Below are 15,880 nucleotides of genomic sequence, written 5' to 3'. Positions count from 1 at the left end.
GCTTACTGCTCACTTGAATTCAGGACCGCTTCAACACCCATGACCACCATCAGGCTGCCCGAAGCCTCACTGGGATTGACAAAGACTAAGTACAAGTCGTGCGGTTTGTTGTCGATTGGAATGGGCAGCTTAATCGGGATGGTCAATTGAGATGGGGTAAAGTCCAGCTTATCCGAAGGCTCCAGATACGTCGACTCACCGATCAGTTTTCCGGTTGGGCTGTCCAGACGCAGTTCAACTTTACCACCTTTGGCGTTGAGCTGGGGTTTGGGAGCCGTCGCCATGACTCGGAACGCACTCACCCCGGCCAAATCGACCTGTTTAATCACCATGTGAGCGCCTGACTTACTGGGAATAGCTAAGTTATTGCCCCCGTAAGCCATCTTATTAACGTCTTCATACGTGTCGAAACCATGAACGTCCATGTTGGCATTGCGCAGCACAAACGTCTGTTCTGATTTCAACGAAGGCAGTCCGTTGGCCCCCTGATCTTCGTAGGCAGCGCGGACGATGAAAACGCCTTTGCCCTTGTCGCCAGACGGCAATTTGGCCGTGTAGCTCCCCTTCACTGGCAGCGAGTTGGCTTTCGGTTTTTCGTTGGCAATGTTCAGAATGTACTTCACCATCTCCGAGGCATCGGCGGTTGAAAGCTGCTGGTGGGCCGACATGGGCGTTTCGCCCCAAACGCCACTACCCCCGGTGATTACTTTCTTCGTCAGCCGCTCCAAAGCGGTGTTTTCACCTTTGTACTTCATGGCCACGTCGCGATAGGCCGGTCCAATCGACTTCTTCTCCACGCTGTGACACGCCTTGCAGTCGCTGGCTTCGAGGAGCCGTTTGCCCGCCGTAAACACCGCGTTGGCATCGGCCGACCGGTGCCCCTGGGCAATGGCGATCTTGTCGTACCCCTCGGCTAAGTAGTCGATGGTGACGGCTACCTGATCGGGGTTAATGCCTTTCCCCAGCGTACCGTCTTCCTTGTCTTTCACCTTAATGTCGTACTGGAAGGGCTTGTTGGCCGCGTAGAAAGTCTTGTTGCTCTTCGGCATGTCGAGGCTCAACACAGGTGGTTCATTGCCGACCGTTACTTCTATTGACTGCGTATTAATACCTCCTTTGCCGTCGTTCACCGTCAGCGTAGCGGTGTAAAGACCTACTTTGGTCAGCGTCAGGTTCGCGTCGGGGGCGTTAATCACCTTGCTAAATCCGTTTTTCGACCCTATCTTCCAAACATACGTCAGCGCATCGCCATCGGCGTCGGTGGTGCCTTTCGCCGACAATTTGAGGGGAAACGGCGCTGAACCACCCATCTGATTAGCTACCAACTGAAGCTGGGGTTTGCGATTGCCACCATTGTATTCAATCCGAATCAGGCGGGCGTCATCGTTGGCTGAAAACCAGCCCGAACCGTATTCGAGCATGTATAAGTCACCATTGTCGGCAAACTCCATGTCCATCGGGTTGGAAAATTTATAGCTGGGCATGAACCGCTCCATTGATTGGTAACTGCCTTCCTTATCCGTCGTGACGGCCATAATCCAGCCGCGCATCCAATCGTAGGTCAGCAGTTTTCCGTCGTAGTAGTTCGGGAAGGCGCGGGTTGCACGGGTAAAGTTTTCAGCATAAAATACCGGTCCAGCCATTGCGTTCCGGCCACCAGCCCCTACTAATGGGAATTCGGGCGACTCGGCGTATGGATACCAGATAAACGCTTTTTGAGCCGGTGGCAGCACGTTTAGCCCGGTGTTATTGGGGGAGGTATTTGTAGGCGCATTGACATCCCACATCTCTCCAGACTTGCTGGCCGCAAAATCGTATTTGTGGTAGGCTTTGTTATCGCCCACGAAATGAGGCCAGCCGAAATTACCAGCTTTACGCGCCTGCCCCACTTCGTCTTGACCAGCGGGGCCTCGGGTCGAATCTGGTTTGGCTCCATCGGGTCCTACCTCACCCCAGTAAACGTACCCGGTCTTTGGGTCAACCGAAATGCGGAACGGGTTGCGGTGGCCCATTGTATAGATTTCGGGACGCGTCCGGCGGTCGTCACCGGGGGCGGTGCCTTTCGGAAAGAGATTGCCGTCGGGAATAGTGTAGGTGCCGTCGGGCTGGGGTTTGATGCGGATGATCTTACCCCGCAAATCGTTCGTGTTGGCCGACGATTTTTGCGCGTCCCACGGTGCTCTGCCATCCCGCTCATCGCTCGGACTGTATCCATTAGAACCGTGGGGATTGGTGTTGTCGCCCGTGGATAAGTACAAATTACCGGCCCGGTCCCAGGCAATTGAGCCGCCCGTGTGGCAGCATTCCTCGCGTTGGGTCGGTACGTCGAGCAGAACCTTTTTCGAGTCCATCACCAGTTCGTCGCCCCGCAGTTCAAATCGGGCCAGCACGTTTTTAGACGCTTCGGGAACCGAATAGTATAGGTAAATCCAGTGGTTTTGCGCAAAGTTAGGGTCTTTATTCAGGCCCAGCAGCCCATCCTCGCCCATCGACTCTTTCCCCTCTTTGCTAACGTATTTGGTACTGACGGGAATTTTGGCGATGGTTTTCAGTTCATTGGTTTTAGTATTGAAAAGCCGTACCTCGCCTTTGCGCTGAATGAACAGGATTCGGCCATCGTTCAACACGCTCAGTTCCATTGGCTCGTCTAACTTCTCCTGCAATACTACCTTGGTAAACCGGTTCTCTTCGGGCCGGGCCTTCGCGAAATCCAGCGGTTTCGGCGCATCGCCCCCGGCGGTGTAGTCGATTCCGGCCCAGAGATGATTCAGAAACAGCGGTTCAGCGAAGGTTTCATTGGTATGTCCCATCGCGGTGTAGAACGACCGACCACCATCGAACTCCTGGTACCAGCTCATCGGGTGGAAATCCGGGTTTTTACCGCCGGTGTAGCTTTTTTCGTCAATTTTCAGGACGACGTTGATCTTCGGCGAAATATCCTTGAAGCTGTAAAATTCGTCGGTCCGGTCGAATTCGTCGGGCATCCCTTTGGTTGCCCAGTGGTTTTTGAGGGTTACGATGAATTTCCCTTTCTGCACGTTGCTGGGCGTCACGGGATGGTCTAAAAAATAGGCTCCCGCGAGTTTGCCGTACCAGGGCCATTCGTACTCGGTATCCGTAGCCGCGTGAATGCCCACGTAGCCACCGCCCGCCTGAATGTACCGCTCGAAAGCGTTCTGCTGCTCGCTGTTCAGCACGTCGCCGGTGGTGTTCAGGAAGACGACGGTATTGTACTTTTTCAGGTTGGCTTCAGTGAACTGGGTTGCTTCTTCGGTGAAATTTACCCCAGCCCCCTTTTCACTGGCCAGCTTCGCCAGCGCCTGCTTACCGGCGGCAATGGATTCGTGCCGGAAGGCGGCCGTTTTGCTGAAAACGAGCACGTTAATCTTCGGCGATTGGGCCAGAATGGGCTGCACGAGTAGCCAGAGTCCGATGAATAGATGGCTGATAAGGAGAAGTTTTGCTCGCATTTGGACAAGACGTTTTGCGGGTGATGAACAAAGGTAAAAAAGAAAAACTGTTATTGTCTAAATAATAGACAATGAATTTTTGTGCAATCGAATACCTTTACCGTGCTACCTTGATTTTACCCATAGCTGCGTTTGACCTTTATTTATTTGCTGATTAACCAACAGACTATGCATGCCCCGAGTGAACAAGGCTACATTCAACAGCTTTCGATTGATTGCGTCATCTTTGGATATCGGGAAAAACAGCTCAACGTGCTGGTTCCCAAACTCGATTTCCAGGGTGATTTCTGGGCGCTACCCGGCGGATTCATCCTACAGGACGAAGACATTGACCAGGCTGCCCTTCGCATTCTGGAAGATCGAACCGGCATCAAGGATATCTATCTGGAGCAGTTCAGGGTGTTTGGGGATGCTAAGCGGAATAATTTTCAGTTTTGGGAGCGAATGGTTCAGCTCAACCAGGAGAAATTGGGCGATGAACAATTCAACCGAAAAGAACTCGAATGGATTAGCCGACGCTTTGTTTCGATTGGTTATTACGCCCTGGTCGATATAAACAAAGTTGTTCCCCAGAAAAACGATATTGACGAATCAATTGCCTGGTACGACATCAAGGCGTTGCCTCCGATGATTATGGACCATACCGAAATCGTTGGACAAGCCCTCCAGACGTTACGGCTAAACCTCGACCAGAAACTAATTGCTTTCAACCTGCTGCCCGAAACCTTCACCATGAAGGAAGTGCAGGAGCTTTACGAAGCGATTTTTGATAAACCGGTGGCCCGCAATAATTTTCAGAAAAAGATTCTGGACCTGAAGGTGCTGGAACGTCTGGAGAAGAAGTTCACGGGAGCCGCCAACAAAGCTCCTTACCTGTACCGCTTCCAGCGACAGCCATAGTTTGTCTTACCTTAAAATTGGTTGCCAGTTTTCCCCAAGCCGATGGTTACTCAGGCAGAAGCACAAAACCTTAATTCGGTCCGAGCCGCCGGTCGTTAACGTAGCTGAGATCGGTTAAGGTGCGCAAAAAAGCGGCAATCTGCCTTTTTTCCGAGTCGGTGAGTGGAACGCCGGGATTACCACCATTGCGTAATGCCGGGTCCAGTTCGGGGACTTCCTGCACACCGCTGGCGTAGTGATTCAGCACCTGTTCGAGCGTTTGGAAACGGCCGTCGTGCATGTAGGGCGGTGATCGGTCGACGTTGCGCAGGCTGGGCACCTTGAACAGATACTTGTCTTCGGGCCGGAGCGTAACCAATGAGCGCCCCTCGTCCCGGTTGGCAGCCCGGCTCAGCCCATTATTTCGGAACGTTTGATCGGTAAATAGCTCACCCGCGTGGCAGGTCGCGCACTTCTGCTTGAACAGGGTCAACCCAGCCTGTTCGTCGGCAGTCAGTTCGCCCCCCGCTTCCTTCCGGGCGTATTTGTCGTAACGGCTATTGGCCGATACCATCGTCAGCATGAACTGAGAAAGGGACTTCAAGAATCGCTCGGTAGTAATGCTGTCGGTGCCGTATGCTGTTTTGAACAAGGCCGGGTACTTCGGACTTTTTCGCAGATTCGTCAAGAGCGCCCCCAGGTTATGGCCCATCTCGACCGGGTTTTCGATGGGTGCGATTGGTACAAGATCGAGGTCCGACACGCCCCCATCCCAGAAAAACGCCCGGTAAAACGCCAAATTTTGCAGACTCAGGTTGTTACGCGTACCAATTTTGTCATTTACGCCGTGGCTCAGCGCGTGGTCGGTATGCGCAAAAGCGGACGGCTGCTGATGGCAGAAGCCACAGCTAACCGTGCCATCAACCGACAGGGCATCGTCGTAGAACAGCGTCCTGCCCAGTTCCACGCCCTCAACCGTCATCGGGTTCTTCGCGAAGTTGTAGAGCGGGTCAGGAAAGTTGGCGGGCTTTTGCCAGCCGTAGGGCGTAGTTTTGTAGTCCACCGGCTTCGGTACGTCCGGCTTAATGGTATCACCCCCACCCGACGACGAATCCGGCTGGCACGAGACCACCGCGCCAAACAGCCCCGCGCTCACAAATAGTCCAATCAGCTTCCAGCGACGCATACGTTAGTTGACAGTGGTCGTTACGATTCCCTTGTAGTCCATCATCTGGGCGTAGTTGGTGGCTATCGTTTGGGAATATGACGATATCATCACCTCCGGATTTTTGGCAATGCTGACGGTTGCAGGTCCCTGGAAAATTTTCAGCACGTCGGTCTGTATCGTCACGGTGGGTCGCTGTTTCGGTGCGACCCTTGCTACGTCGTTGCCAAAAGGAATCGACGCTATTCTGAGGTTGTTGAGCGTGCGAGTGTCACGCCCACCGAAAAAGCCAATGTGGTACCGGAACGTGTTTTTTCCGGTGGCATCCGTTGGCGCACTGGGCGAAGTGCCTTCGAGTTTCAGAAAAATATAGCCCGAATTCCACGACCAGTACATGCCGTTGGCGCTCGTGTGATCGCCCCCTGGGTCCAGCACGCCCGTCCGTCGGCCAACCTCCATTGTACTACGCAGGCTATCGACGCCAATCACGAACGAAACTGACTTATAACTACCAGCCGGTACGTTTGGCAAGGTAACCGTCTGGGACGTCGGCACGTCTTCCTTAATCAGGAAGTAGCTGCTGTCCTGGGGAACTACGTACTCACGGCCATCGGTGCGGGTCAGCTTGATATTACTCACGAAGTAAGTGAACGTGGTGGGTGTGAACGACTCGCCCGATGCGTTGGTGTAGGTACCGGCGTTCAACTGCAAATCCTGATTGCCCGCCACATTGTCGAACACAATCCGAAACGTACCGGATGCATCCGAACTGAGCGATGGATTAAGTTCGGCCGTGCAGGCCCAAACCGCCAGACTGAGCAATCCAGCCGACAGAAACATTTTAAGTGACCGTGAAACAAATGTATTCGTTTTCATAAATGATTTGTTCTTATACAGTTACCCTAATTTATTTCGCCCAAACAGCACGATCACGGTGATGATTACTCCGCTGATGAGCATTAAAAACAACCAGACGACGGCATTGGTGGCGTTAAAGGGCTTCTGCAAAAACTCGCTGACCAAACCCACCACGGTTCCGATGAAGATGCCGATCATGCTGATAAAAATAAATTGAACGATGGGCGGTAGTCGGCGGAGCATAGCGCAGGGGACTATCAAATAACGACTGGCTCAGTAGACTATTTTTTAGCGTGGTCCTTTTTTCACGCCCGCAACCGCCCATCGGTCAATTAGTAACGTTTCATGTAAGCAGTCGGATTTTGTCCAAACCGCTGTTTGCAGATTTTTGAGCAAAACCCAAACCGCTTACCCGCGTAATGAGCTGTGTCGGCAACACCCGACGATACGCTCATGTGGCATACCGGGTCGGTGTCCGACGACAGCATGGCAGCCTTGACATTAATCGGTTTCGTCACCTTAACGGCGGTCGGCACACCCTGCGACGGACGGTGTTTCACCGCGCTGACACCCGCTTTTTTGCCGATGACTAAGCCGGACCCCGGGTGCCAGTTGTCGTACTCCATGATACGGGCAATGGACCGGGCGGCTTCGGCCCCTTTCAGTCGTGACACAACCTGTAGGGCACCGTCGATTCCCGCCGATACGCCAGCCGTTGTCACAACGGACCCCTGATCCACAAAGCGGACATGCTCCATTACCTTCGCACGGGGTGTCATCTGCTGTAGCATCTCGGTAGAGGCCCAGTGGGTCGTAACGGTTTTATTATCCAGCAAACCCACATTCGCGAGCAGGTAAGCCCCCGTGCACACCGACATCGTAATTTGCGTCTTGCTGCTCACCTGCCGAATCCACTTCATCAGCGCTTTGTTGGCGACCATCGCCTGAATGTGATCCGGCGAGGCTCCCGGAACAACCAGAATATCGGGTTTCGGGCAATTGGCCAGCGAATAATCGGGTTGAACGGTAAGCGTTTTTTTCATGACGGTGAGCGGTCCTGGCTCGGGCGCAACCGTGAACACCGTTGCGCCGTCCATCAGACTGAATACCTCGGTTGGCCCAGCAAAATCCAGCAACTCAACGCCGGGGTAGAGCAGGATAGCTACCTTCATACGGGGTGATTTCGACTCCGTTTGGGCGGGCAACCGCGTGAGTGTGCTTATCAATAAAAGAATAATAAGGACTAATTTCATCGTGTTGTTGATTTTAAATGAGCAACGTAACGTGCAGATTCAACCGGCTGTTGGCCCGCAGTTCACCGTTCGACAAGTTTTGTGTTACCGGTTTCTGGTAGTTGACCCCCATCGACACATTCCTGATATACCCCTCGATTCCGGCCGTCGCAAACGTCGTATAACCGCCGGTTCGGGTATTCAGCACCCCCAGATCGCGGTCGCGCCGGGCGTTTTCGTAGGCCACACCCGCGTTGGGCACCAGCGTGACCCCGCCCAACTGCCCGAAATACAGCACCGACGCATTGACCGTTGTCCGATTGCCGAACTGGTATCGGTTGCTGTTAGCGCCGTTCATTTTATAGGTCGCGTCGGTATTGATTCCCCATTGTCGGTAGCGGACCGTGTAAACGGCATTCACCAGCACGTCTACGCTGCCGGTGCCCAACTGAAAATTCGCATTCGCCACATCAGCATCGCTCAGTGGGTCGTAGCGGTAGCGGCCGGTGGGCAGTTTCACGCCCCCGCCCAGCAGCAGCGAATGGTCGATCTGATGGATCGTGCTGTCCATGAACGTGTTCAGCACGTTGTAATTGACCAGCACCGACGCATCACCCAGCCCGCTCAGCGTCTTTTGGTCGCCCGTTTCGAGGAGCGTTTGCCGATTCACGAAATACGGTACGAACGCCAGCACCTGTAGTTTGCGCATGGGGTAGAAACGGCCCCAAAGTTCGGCCTTCTGAAACGTTTCCTCCGAGCGCAGGTTGACGCTGGTCAGGTGGGACGCGTACGATTTGTAACCGTAGCGCACCCCGACAAAACCCCGGTGTGACTGCGGCAGAATACCGAAAAACGAACTTCCGTTGCCGCAACCGCAGATATCACAGGCTACACAGGGCAACGCTGTAAGCATTAGTACGCAGATGATTAAATTTTTCATAGCTCGGCTTATTGGGGGCTAAATCGGGGATTGGTCAGGAACGAGTGATCGGTCAGCGTTTTCAGGAAAGCGACTACGTTGCGCTTTTCTTCGTCGGTGAGCAGTATGCCTGGCCTGCCCGATTTGGTTAACAGCGGGTCGAGGTTTGGAGTAGCTGACACGCTTCTGGCGTAATGGTCGAGCACCTGTTCCAGCGTGGCAAACCGGCCGTCGTGCATATACGGTTTCGTCACCTCCACGTTCCGCAAAGAAGGCACCCGAAACGTGTATTTATCGGCATCACGTTCAGTGATGACCGCCCGGCCTAAATCATCAAACGGTTCCAGAAACTGCGTTTTCTGGCCATTCACGTCTTTGAAAATAAGCTGAAACCGCTCGATAGCGGGCAGGCCGTTGTTCCGAAAACTACCGTCGGTAAACAACTCACCCGCGTGGCAACTGGCGCACTTTTGCTTAAACGTGGTCAGGCCCGCCCGTTCCGCGTCCGTCAACAGAGTCTCTTCCCCACGCCGGAACTGGTCGTACCGCGAATTGTCGGACACCAGCGTCAGCATAAACTGAGAAAGGGCTTTCAGAAATCGGTCGGTCGTGATCGAATCGGAGCCATACGCCCGTTTGAACAGGGCCGGGTACGTTTTCGACCGGCGGAGCTTCTGAAGCACGTTGCCCGTTTTCTCATCCATCTCGACCGGGTTTTCAATAGGCACAATTGGAAACAGATCAAGATCAAACACGCCCCCATCCCACATCAGATTGCGCTCCCAGGCTAAATTTTGCAGGGGCAGTGAGTTGCGAACGCCGGACAGATTATCAATGCCATGGCTCAGGTCGTGGCCGTGGTGGGTGAACGCCACATCCTGCCGGTGGCACTCCCCGCACGACACCGATCCGTCGCGCGACAGACTACCGTCGTAAAACAGCGTCCGCCCCAGTTCAAACCCCGCCTGCGTAACCGGATTGCGTTCCAGCGCGTACACCGGCTTCGGAAAGCGGGCGGGCGCGTTGAACAACGGAGCGTCGGGTCCTGGCACTGGGTCGGAACACGACAGGAGTAGCACCAATCCCGGCACCAGCAGCAATAGTGATCGTAGTCTCATAGCGCCCGTCCAGTTTCGCTGTTACTTGTTGTTGTGAACATGATCGACCGAGAACATACCCGCGTAGTTGTCAGCAACGGGCGCGGCTAACGCCGGGTTATGAATGTTGTTTGTCTGCGCCAGTTTGATGGGCGTTTTACCATCGAAAATGGTCATTGCATCCACAAACAAATGCACTTCCGGCGCAATGTTGCCGCGAACCGTAGCCGGGCTTGTCAGTGGCAAACTCACGGAGCGCAGGTTGTTGGCCATTTTACTGGTCATGCCCCCAAAACCGCCCACGTGAATCTGAAACAGCTTGCGGCCATCGGTACGCGCGGGCACGACCGGCGACGTACCTTCGATTTTGAGGAAGATGTACCCTGAATTCCACGACCAGTACATGCCATCGTCACCGTAAGAAGCCACGTCAAGCACACCCTTTCGTAGGCTCACGTCGGCCACACTCCGGCTGCTATCGACCCCAACTATAAACGACACGTTCTTATAATCACCAGCCGGGACGTTGGGCAGGTCGGCAGTCAGCGTTTTAGCGTCGGCCTGACGCACCAGAAAATACTCGTTCGGAAACTTGATCACCGAACCGTCCGACTTGGTCAGAGCCACGTTGCTGACAAAGTAATTGAACGTCGTCACCGTAAACTCCTCCCCCGATCCGTTTTTGTAGATGGCCGTATTCAGCACCATTGGCTTGCTGCCGACGCGGTTATCGAACTCCAGCGTAACGGTATTTTTATCGGCCGGATTGATGGTTTCAACCACGTTTTCCGTACAGGCGACAAACAGGCTTAACGCCAGCAGAGTTACCAGCGAATTTTGAGTTAATTTATTGACAGTCATTGAGTTGATTTCTTTTGTACAATGGAGAATAATCGTCCGTCAGTCGGACGACATTAAGCGGTCAGGTGCTGAAACATTCGGGCGAAGCCCAGCAGAACGGCACCGTGAACCAGCACCAGCAGGCCCCAGATTATCTCGTCGCGCTCGAACCAGTTGGGCAGGGCGGACAAGTCGACACCGGTGCCGCTGAGCAACTTACGAAGCTGCGGGCGCGTCATGCGATGAATTGATTTAGCCAGAAAAATGGAAATACGGGCATTGGCCGGGTACCGGATGGCACCGACCGACGCGTTCACGAATCGGATCGAGACACCGATTCAGCGGGGGATAATCAGGCAAATTGGGGCGGATGCAACAACCCGAAGCAGGGGGCTGTGTATGCGCTGAGAAGATAATCGGGGAGCGAAACAACCGGCAGATCAACGTCCGACGTATTAAATTGAAACGGCTGATTCGTTTGGCAGAATAGCTGAAGCATGGGCGTATTCTGAACGCGTTTCGTCGTCTCTTTGTCCTGCTTGTCTTGCTGGGTTTTCAGCTTTTTGGCCAAATAGCACTGCCCGTCGCAGTGGAGTTGGGGCTTGTCGCGGTTTTCGCAGAGGACGCGGGCAATGTAATCCTTGTTGACCTGGTAATACGCAATGGTCCCCCACGGGCTGACAGTCGGCAGCAGCGTGGCAACGAGGAGGATATAGACCAGTGCGTTTCTCATTCCGGTGCAAAAATACGACCAGAATGATTACTGTTTACAGATTACTACTTTTTATACACCCCATCTGGTTTGATTTTGCTCAGCAGTGGACGTCAGCAAATTTTTCATGGGTAGTACGCCCGGAAATAGGGCCGGTTAGCCAGTGGTGAAAACGGCCACGGAATGGCCAGAAAAATAAGCAGAAGGGCAATGGAGAACCAAATTCCCATTATTTTGAACTTATCCCGGTCGGTTAATTTGCGTTTGGCCAGCGCCGAGCCAATGGTAATGACAACGATTGACACGAACATAAATCCGATGTGGACGACCCCAAAAAACGCGGTGTTCAAGTGCCGGACGGACTCACCCACGTTGGCGAAAAATGCTTTAACAACGGGGCTTTGAAAGTACAGCGTAAAGCCAATCAACAACTGAATGTGCGCGATGGTAGCCGTCCAGTGCCGGACGGAATCGTCACGTTTGGTAAACGCGCTGCCGGACGCGTAGCCCTGATAACCCCGGACGGTGGCATACAGCAAACTGACCAAAACCAGCCAGCGAAACAGCGAATGAGCGAATAATAAAGCTGAATACATGTTAGCCATTTAATGGGCTGGTTTGCTCCCGACGAAACCAGTTGACTACATTCGGAGCCTTGGCGAAAAACCACACCGCCAGAATACTATCGCAAATGGCGCAGCCCGCCGATGACGCCGGTTCAAACGGCACAATTGGGTTGCCATAGAGGTGATGCGTAACGTCCCAGGCGGTGTGCAGCAGCCAGCCAATACCGAGGAACGTGTAGTTGGTGAGTCCCTTATAGGCCACGAACGTCATCAGGGTACAGAACGCAAATTCCCACCCGCCCAAGCCTCCGCTCAGGTAAGCGGCCCCGGCTCCGGCCACGATAATGGCGCTGACCTTTTGGCGCTCCGGCTCTTTAATTAATGAGGACAGGAAGATGTAAACAAGCGCGATGCCTGCCGCGGCCAAAGCGTTGATCCATGTGAAATCGGGTACTACGTGCGTATTCATTTCGTCTTTATTTATGACGCAAAGGTCGCCACAGACGAGAAACCGGGATAGGACAGATAGGGCGACTTTTAGGCTATTTCAATCATTTTACGAAAAGCTAAGGGCGTGACGCCTTCGTATTTTTTGAAGAGCCGACTAAAGTAGGATGAGTCAACAATGCCTACGTCGGCCGCTACGTCGCTGATGGACCCGTTCGTTTGATATAGTAATACCTTGGCTTCCAGCACAATGGCTTCGTCAATCCATTTGATGGGCGACTTACCCGTAATGGCCCGGACGGATTTGTTGAGGTGGTTGGGTGTAATAGTCAGCAATGATGCATAGTCGGCAACCCGATGGTGGGTTTTGACGTGGGTAAAAAGCAATTCTTTAAACCGGTTCGTGATCGTGACGGCCGTGGTTTGCGCACCGGCCGACACCGGCTTGTAGCGTTCGTTGAGTTCGCACAGCAGGGCAATGAAGTACGATTGACTAATGTCCGGCCGGGTTAGTCCATGCGCCGAATACCAGTCCAACAGCCGATGGAATAACTGAGCTACGCAGGTCGATGTCTGGTCGTCTAAACTGATTCGGGGGTTACCCCAAACCCGCAGAAACTCAAAGTTCTTCAGCAGTTCAGCCCGGCCGAATTTACCGATGATGAAGTCGTTGTGAAAATTGCAGAGATAGCCATGATTGAGGTCGACCGTAGCGAAGGAAAAAACCTGCCCCGCCGGAACAACGAGACAGTCACCACGGCCAATTTTATACGTCTCCGAACCAATGGTCATTACGGCCTCGCCTTCCGTAAGATAAATCATCGTATGGTTCGTGATGCGCGTGGGCGGCACGGGTAATTTCATCAGGCGGGTCATGGCTTCGAGTTTAATGACAAAAAACTTCCCGAAGTCCGTTTTCAACAGACTACCCGCCGGAGACTCGGGCTGAATGTAGTTGTCCCGAAACGATTCGCCACTGTACGTTTTTATGTTGGTGGTTGTCATCTGATGCGTCCTTAATTCGTATTTTTTGTTTATGACTACCGGTTGCACGTGCCCCCGCTTTACTTTTGCCACCATGAACCGACTGATCTGGTTGTTGGCGATGTATGTGCTGGTGCTGACGGGCCTCCCCTGCCCTGACGGCGACTGCCATGCCCACGCGACTGCGACCGCTGTTCAGTCGTCGCACGCCGACAACGAGGATCACCAGGCCCCGTGCAGTCCGTTTTGTCACTGCGCCACCTGCGGTGGCTTCACGATACCTCAACCGTTGGTGGGTACTCTTCCTGCCAATCCCCCTTCCCTACTCCTCACTCGGTCGGCGTTTGCGTACCAGCCGATTCAGCCCTACGACGTGAGTAGCCCGGTCTGGCAACCGCCCAAATACTAAGCGTTTTTCATGGATTTTCCACCAGCCGATTCTCCATCGACTGGCCTGTTCCATTGTATCCGTTTTACAACATGAAAAGCGTTATCATAATTCTATTCCTGTGTCTGTCAGTGCCTGTGCTGGGCCAGGACACCCTGCGTGTTTCCGTTCGGAATGCGCTCACTAATCAACCTATTCCCGGTGCCGCCGTCTTACAAACGGGCACCACCAACGGCGCAGCTACCGACTCGGCTGGTTTTGGGCGGCTTCGTATCGTCCCAACCGGTACGCAGCGGCTTCGGGTATCGGCCGTTGGCTTTCTAACAGTCAACCAGACCTTTACCGGTTTCGGCACCGACACGCTGCGCATCGCGCTGGAACCCTCCGAGGAAGAACTTGAGGAAGTCATTGTCTCCTCCACCCGGTCGGGCCGGACCGTTGCCGATGAGCCTACCCGCGTGGAAGTGATCGACGGCGAGGAATTAGACGAAAAGGCCAACATGCAGCCCGGTAATATTTCCATGATTCTGCGGGAAAGCACCGGTATTCAGGTGCAGCAAACGTCGGTCACGTCGGCCAACGCAACGTTCCGGATTCAGGGTCTCGACGGGCGCTACACCCAACTGTTGCAGGACGGATTGCCGCTCTACAGTGGCTTTTCGAGCGGCTTGAGCATTCTGCAAATTCCACCGTTAAACTTGCAGCAGGTCGAAGTTATCAAAGGTTGCCAGTCAACGCTGTACGGCAGTGGAGCCATTGCGGGTCTGGTCAATTTAGTCACCCGAAACCCGACCGACAAGCGTGAACTGTCGTTCATGGTGAATGGCACCTCGGCGCTTGGCCTGGACCTGAATGGCTATTACGCCCAGAAGTACGGCAAAATTGGCATCACTCTCTACGCGACGCACAACCGGCAACGCGCTTACGATCCCAACGACGATCAGTTTTCGGACATTCCCCAAATCAGCCGGACGACGCTGCAACCCAAGCTGTTCTGGTATCCGAACGAAACGACGACACTATCGGCAGGGGTTATTCTCAGCGATGAAGATCGTACGGGTGGCTACCTGCCCGTCATTCGTGAACAGACGGTTGAAGGCTACTCTGAAGCAAACACGTCCCGACGAATTGCGACGCAGTTCCGTGTCGACAAACGATTCGCTAACTCATCGTCATTAACACTGAAAAACAGTTTTTCGCAGTTCAAACGGTCGATTGTGATACCCCGTTCGCTGTCCGGGGCTCCGTTCGCTGACTACCGCTTCGATGGAAATCAGCTTTCTACGTTCACGGAAATTAACTATTTCAACCACCGGACCAAAGCCGATTGGATTGTCGGCGCAAACCTGTGGACGGATGCGTTCCGCGACGAAAGCCCACAAGTTGCTTTCGTTCTGCCACTTGTGTACCGACAGGCCATTGCGGGCGTGTTCGTCCAGAACACGCTAACCTTCTCTGAGCGGCTGAGTCTGGAAACGGGTCTGCGGACTGATTTCGTCGTCACCCGGCCTAACCGCGCCAACACTAATCAACCCCAGGGCTTTTTGCTGCCCCGGTTCTCACTGCTGTATCGGGCATCGGAACACTGGACGAGCCGGTTTGGTGGTGGTTTGGGCTACAAAGCGCCGACGATTTTCACCGAAGATGCCGAGCGATTATCGTTTCGCAACGTCTCAACCCGCTCAATTGCCAGACTCAGGCCAGAAACGTCTGCCGGGTTGAACTGGGACGTTAATTACCAGACTGAGCTGGGCGACGAAACGACCCTATCGATCAACCAACTGTTTTTCTACACGCGCCTGAACAATCCGGTGATTCTGACCGGTGATGAAGTGATAAATGGTTCACTTGGATACTATTTCATCAACGCGAATGGCCACATCGACACGCGCGGCTTTGAAACGAATGTGCGGTTAGTTTACCACAACATTCACGCGTTTCTGGGCTATTCGTTCATTGATACCCGGCGGCATTATAACGGGCTGAACGACGTCTTACCGCTGACGGCCAAACACCGGCTTTACTCGACGACGCTGTACGAAACCGACCGGCTCAAAACGGGTTTTGAAGCGTTTTACACGGGTCGGCAACAACGCACGAACGGGACCACAACCCGCCCCTACTGGCTGCTGGGTTATATGATTGAGCGCAAATGGGCATGGGGGAGCTTGTTTATCAACTTTGAGAATTTTCTCGACGTCCGCCAATCCCGCTTTGAATCGCTGGTGACGGGACCCGTGGGACAACCCACGTTTGTCACGGATATTTACGCGCCAACTGATGGGCGAATTATTAATGGAGGGTTTAAGTTGAAATTGTAGCC

Annotated in this window: 16 protein-coding genes; 3 read left to right on the top strand and 13 right to left on the bottom strand. The window is 53.7% G+C overall.

Going from position 1 to position 15,880, the window contains the following annotated elements:
• Nucleotides 1-2: 2 nt before the first annotated feature.
• Complete coding sequence (locus ACYVHB_RS11835; protein ID WP_461051936.1) at nt 3-3,470, bottom strand: ThuA domain-containing protein; 3,468 nt, start codon at nt 3,468-3,470, stop codon at nt 3-5.
• A 168-nt stretch (nt 3,471-3,638) separates the two neighbouring features.
• On the opposite strand from ACYVHB_RS11835, the gene ACYVHB_RS11830 reads away from it, so the two are divergent.
• Entirely contained in the window at nt 3,639-4,370 is a 732-nt protein-coding gene (locus ACYVHB_RS11830; protein WP_461051935.1) for an NUDIX hydrolase, read from the top strand.
• 70 nt (nt 4,371-4,440) lie between these two features.
• Here ACYVHB_RS11830 and ACYVHB_RS11825 read toward each other — a convergent pair whose 3' ends face one another.
• From ACYVHB_RS11825 to ACYVHB_RS11770, 12 genes are all read right to left on the bottom strand, one after another.
• A complete protein-coding gene (locus ACYVHB_RS11825) occupies nt 4,441-5,535 on the bottom strand; it encodes a cytochrome-c peroxidase (protein ID WP_461051934.1) in 1,095 nt (364 codons plus the stop codon).
• 3 nt (nt 5,536-5,538) lie between these two features.
• The gene (locus tag ACYVHB_RS11820; protein WP_461051933.1) at nt 5,539-6,390 is read right to left on the bottom strand and encodes an MbnP family protein; all 852 of its coding nucleotides are present in this window, start codon (nt 6,388-6,390) and stop codon (nt 5,539-5,541) included.
• A gap of 21 nt (nt 6,391-6,411) precedes the next feature.
• The gene (locus ACYVHB_RS11815; RefSeq protein ID WP_461051932.1) at nt 6,412-6,615 is read right to left on the bottom strand and encodes a hypothetical protein; all 204 of its coding nucleotides are present in this window, start codon (nt 6,613-6,615) and stop codon (nt 6,412-6,414) included.
• Between the two features lie 89 nt (nt 6,616-6,704).
• On the bottom strand, nt 6,705-7,625 hold the full coding sequence (locus ACYVHB_RS11810) for a DJ-1/PfpI family protein (protein WP_461051931.1): 921 nt from the start codon (nt 7,623-7,625) through the stop codon (nt 6,705-6,707).
• Nucleotides 7,626-7,638: 13 nt separating this feature from the next.
• Nucleotides 7,639-8,544, bottom strand: a complete 906-nt coding sequence (locus ACYVHB_RS11805) for a hypothetical protein (protein WP_461051930.1) — start codon at nt 8,542-8,544, stop codon at nt 7,639-7,641.
• 8 nt (nt 8,545-8,552) lie between these two features.
• The gene (locus ACYVHB_RS11800; RefSeq protein WP_461051929.1) at nt 8,553-9,641 is read right to left on the bottom strand and encodes a cytochrome-c peroxidase; all 1,089 of its coding nucleotides are present in this window, start codon (nt 9,639-9,641) and stop codon (nt 8,553-8,555) included.
• A 21-nt stretch (nt 9,642-9,662) separates the two neighbouring features.
• Nucleotides 9,663-10,481 carry an MbnP family protein gene (locus tag ACYVHB_RS11795; protein ID WP_461051928.1) on the bottom strand — a complete coding sequence of 273 codons (819 nt, stop codon included), beginning with the start codon at nt 10,479-10,481 and terminating at the stop codon, nt 9,663-9,665.
• 53 nt (nt 10,482-10,534) lie between these two features.
• Nucleotides 10,535-10,777, bottom strand: a complete 243-nt coding sequence (locus tag ACYVHB_RS11790) for a hypothetical protein (protein WP_461051927.1) — start codon at nt 10,775-10,777, stop codon at nt 10,535-10,537.
• Between the two features lie 35 nt (nt 10,778-10,812).
• Nucleotides 10,813-11,193 carry a hypothetical protein gene (locus tag ACYVHB_RS11785; RefSeq protein WP_461051926.1) on the bottom strand — a complete coding sequence of 127 codons (381 nt, stop codon included), beginning with the start codon at nt 11,191-11,193 and terminating at the stop codon, nt 10,813-10,815.
• Nucleotides 11,194-11,297: 104 nt separating this feature from the next.
• Complete coding sequence (locus ACYVHB_RS11780; RefSeq protein WP_461051925.1) at nt 11,298-11,777, bottom strand: hypothetical protein; 480 nt, start codon at nt 11,775-11,777, stop codon at nt 11,298-11,300.
• Nucleotides 11,770-12,207 carry a DUF6010 family protein gene (locus ACYVHB_RS11775; protein WP_461051924.1) on the bottom strand — a complete coding sequence of 146 codons (438 nt, stop codon included), beginning with the start codon at nt 12,205-12,207 and terminating at the stop codon, nt 11,770-11,772. Before ACYVHB_RS11775 ends, ACYVHB_RS11780 begins: the two co-directional genes overlap by 8 nt.
• Nucleotides 12,208-12,275: 68 nt before the next feature.
• Nucleotides 12,276-13,190, bottom strand: coding sequence for a helix-turn-helix domain-containing protein (locus ACYVHB_RS11770; protein WP_461051923.1), 915 nt, complete (start codon nt 13,188-13,190; stop codon nt 12,276-12,278).
• A 73-nt stretch (nt 13,191-13,263) separates the two neighbouring features.
• On the opposite strand from ACYVHB_RS11770, the gene ACYVHB_RS11765 reads away from it, so the two are divergent.
• Both ACYVHB_RS11765 and ACYVHB_RS11760 read left to right on the top strand, forming a co-directional pair.
• On the top strand, nt 13,264-13,578 hold the full coding sequence (locus ACYVHB_RS11765) for a DUF6660 family protein (RefSeq protein ID WP_461051922.1): 315 nt from the start codon (nt 13,264-13,266) through the stop codon (nt 13,576-13,578).
• Between the two features lie 71 nt (nt 13,579-13,649).
• The gene (locus ACYVHB_RS11760; protein WP_461051921.1) at nt 13,650-15,878 is read left to right on the top strand and encodes a TonB-dependent receptor; all 2,229 of its coding nucleotides are present in this window, start codon (nt 13,650-13,652) and stop codon (nt 15,876-15,878) included.
• The last annotated feature ends 2 nt before the right edge of the window (nt 15,879-15,880 follow it).

The organism is Spirosoma arcticum, assembly GCF_054779955.1.
The sequence above is the reverse complement of the archived record's forward strand: the minus strand, read 5'-3'. Positions and strand labels throughout refer to the sequence as shown.

Bases quoted from the DNA above. Each gene is read 5' to 3' on its own strand.
- ACYVHB_RS11830 (WP_461051935.1), top strand. From the start codon at position 3,639: ATGCATGCCCCGAGTGAACAAGGCTACATTCAACAGCTTTCGATTGAT.
- ACYVHB_RS11825 (WP_461051934.1), bottom strand. From the start codon at position 5,535: ATGCGTCGCTGGAAGCTGATTGGACTATTTGTGAGCGCGGGGCTGTTT.
- ACYVHB_RS11815 (WP_461051932.1), bottom strand. From the start codon at position 6,615: ATGCTCCGCCGACTACCGCCCATCGTTCAATTTATTTTTATCAGCATG.
- ACYVHB_RS11765 (WP_461051922.1), top strand. From the start codon at position 13,264: ATGAACCGACTGATCTGGTTGTTGGCGATGTATGTGCTGGTGCTGACG.
- ACYVHB_RS11780 (WP_461051925.1), bottom strand. From the start codon at position 11,777: ATGGCTAACATGTATTCAGCTTTATTATTCGCTCATTCGCTGTTTCGC.
- ACYVHB_RS11770 (WP_461051923.1), bottom strand. From the start codon at position 13,190: ATGACAACCACCAACATAAAAACGTACAGTGGCGAATCGTTTCGGGAC.
- ACYVHB_RS11810 (WP_461051931.1), bottom strand. From the start codon at position 7,625: ATGAAATTAGTCCTTATTATTCTTTTATTGATAAGCACACTCACGCGG.
- ACYVHB_RS11835 (WP_461051936.1), bottom strand. From the start codon at position 3,470: ATGCGAGCAAAACTTCTCCTTATCAGCCATCTATTCATCGGACTCTGG.
- ACYVHB_RS11795 (WP_461051928.1), bottom strand. From the start codon at position 10,481: ATGACTGTCAATAAATTAACTCAAAATTCGCTGGTAACTCTGCTGGCG.
- ACYVHB_RS11785 (WP_461051926.1), bottom strand. From the start codon at position 11,193: ATGAGAAACGCACTGGTCTATATCCTCCTCGTTGCCACGCTGCTGCCG.
- ACYVHB_RS11775 (WP_461051924.1), bottom strand. From the start codon at position 12,207: ATGAATACGCACGTAGTACCCGATTTCACATGGATCAACGCTTTGGCC.
- ACYVHB_RS11760 (WP_461051921.1), top strand. From the start codon at position 13,650: ATGAAAAGCGTTATCATAATTCTATTCCTGTGTCTGTCAGTGCCTGTG.
- ACYVHB_RS11820 (WP_461051933.1), bottom strand. From the start codon at position 6,390: ATGAAAACGAATACATTTGTTTCACGGTCACTTAAAATGTTTCTGTCG.
- ACYVHB_RS11800 (WP_461051929.1), bottom strand. From the start codon at position 9,641: ATGAGACTACGATCACTATTGCTGCTGGTGCCGGGATTGGTGCTACTC.
- ACYVHB_RS11805 (WP_461051930.1), bottom strand. From the start codon at position 8,544: ATGAAAAATTTAATCATCTGCGTACTAATGCTTACAGCGTTGCCCTGT.